A 2,408-nucleotide genomic window follows, 5' to 3' on the forward strand; every position below is an offset into this window, starting at 1 on the left:
GGCTTCGCCGTCAGTTCCGAGAATGTCGCTCGCTCCGAATCGGTCAGAGCGGCCCAAACTTTCTCGCGGTTTGCAGCTCCCCTGGCACAGACATCTTTAAGGATTGGCAGAATGTCGGCCGCTGCCCGTCGTGCAGATTCGGGGTCGGGTTCTGCCGTTGCCACGCGAATCATCTCCACCAGTTCGAGCTCATCTTCGTTGAGTTCAGAGTGCGGGGTTTGACGGGGTTGTTGCGGGGTTGTTGCGGGGTTTGTTGCGGGGTTTAAATCTTCTACTGGTAAGGGTTCTGGTATTTTGACGGGGTTGACGGGGTTCAAACCTACTTTTTCTATTTCCACTGTTTCTGTTTCCTGGTTCGTCTTGTGGCTTTCCTCATGTGATGAAGAAGTTTCGGTTTTATCTGGAATGTTTAAAGGGTCTAAACCCCGCAAATGGCTGTAATTCCCGTCTGGTAAGGATTCTGAACCCCGTCCTAACCCCGTCCTAACCCCGTCAAACCCCGCATCAAACCCCGCATCATTGGTAGGAGAATCTTGAGGGATAAGTGCCGAAAGTACATCAGAATGAGTGGGCGATGATTCTCCGTCGGTGCGGAGCCTCAATCCTTCAAACCAACTGCGACCTCGAGAGCGCTGCCATTTAACCCCAGTGAGTTCCAGGTAATCGTTGCAGAGTTCCGAAAGCATCTTTGGATATTTGATATGAGAAACTGCCTTGAGATTGGAGTCGCACCAGTCTTTATAGTGGTCGTAGAGTTTGCCCGTAGATGTCGAGGCAGTCGGGTCTACAATCAAGCAATCGTCAAAGTGAGCCGCGACACTGTTAGTTTGCAGCTTCATATCCCATTCTTGAAATTTGAATTCTGCAATCTGATTGTTGCCCTCTCCTTGAATATGTTGGGTGGTGGCACTGTCAGATAGGGTCAGGCAAACGGCGATTAACTGGGAGATTTCATCATCCATTGCAGCCTCTATTCGTGGATTTCTGAGCACCGTTGGTAATGGATTATCAAAATGAACGAGGCACAGGCGACGGTCTAACCCAGTAGTATCGCCTACAAAAATTGGGTTGTTGCTTCCAACAATTAACAAGCCGTAGAAAAAAGCATCAGAAGCCGGCTTGTACACTTCCCGGTAGCTAACGGCATCGCCACCAGTCAAGGAGAGAATTTCATCTACACCCGTAGCGGTGCGTTCATCCGGGCAGGCTACTAATTGCTTATCAATAATAGAAGCCATTGTGGAGCCGTCACTCATGTTTCTCAATTTGCAGGCCTTCCAGTTTTCTCGCCCTACAATTTTTTGAAGCAGCCGAATAAACGTACCTTTCCCGCTCCCCGGTTTTCCGATTAAGTGAACGAACATCTGCAGGTCAAAAAACCGGAACTTGAGCAAACCGTTAATGATTGCTAATAGCTTGAGGATTTTTTTCGGACTACCCTGCATCGCTGTATTCATCCAGTGATAGATGTTCGGGCAGTTGTCTCGAAGGGTGTCAATTGTGCCAAATTCTGAGAATTTTAGGGATTTATATTTGTATGGCAAGTGCGACGTGAAACCCATCCCAGGAACGTGTTTTAGGGTTTTACCAGTCTCTACATCTAGCACTAAATCATCAAAAGCAATGTATCGCTTCCTATCCCAAATATCCCAGCGCTTTACTCGCAATTTAGCGCGTAGAAGCTTCATGGTATCAGCAATGTAGCTGAATCCGAAGTAAGGAATGTTTTTGGCATCAATAGTAGCTTGTACTAATGTCTCGAAATTTCCATCCTCTGTTTTTTCCCAAACTTTTCCCGACCAAATCTTCCAGCATTTTTGTTCGTTATCGAATTTCCAGCTATGGCCATAATCCTCCGCTATCTGGCCAGCTAGCTGTCGTGGCGAGGGGAATTTGCTTTTTTTCTCCCCTTCGGCATCAGCACTCTCGCCTTCGCCAAATAGCTTTGCTTTGCTGAGGATTGCTCGGAATTCCTCAATCCCTTTATGCTGAATAAAATCATCCATGCCTTTAGTATTTTTCACCTCGCCGGACTCAATCACTGAGGCAGCGGGCCAGGCACCAGTGATACTTCTCACGGGTACATTGAATTTAGCCAATTGCTTAGCCAATTTCCGCTCGGCCGTCCGTACATTTGAATTTGTGGCCGCATCAGCATCAAAGGCAATGATAAAGCCAAATCCAGCTTCTGCGAGCTTTCTCAGTGCGGGTACTAGAAATCGCTGATTTTCGGGGTCGCGGGCTTTGCCGGTGAGGCCTTGCTCTACTCCCAGCAAGGAAATTGTGGGGATGCCGTTCGAGCACCCGGCAAGGGCTTTAAATACTCCCTCAGTAAGGAGAATATAAGGCACATCATTGATATAAAAAGCTTCTCGCTTTAGGGCTTCAATCTCCCAGTAGAGCGGGTT

Annotated in this window: 1 protein-coding gene; it reads right to left on the reverse strand. The window is 47.9% G+C overall.

Going from position 1 to position 2,408, the window contains the following annotated elements:
* A partial coding sequence (locus QUB61_RS38925; protein ID WP_333190447.1) for a DUF3854 domain-containing protein occupies nucleotides 1–2,408 on the reverse strand: 2,408 nt, incomplete at both ends.

The organism is Microcoleus sp. C2D2, assembly GCF_036702495.1.
Lineage (GTDB): Bacteria > Cyanobacteriota > Cyanobacteriia > Cyanobacteriales > Microcoleaceae > Microcoleus.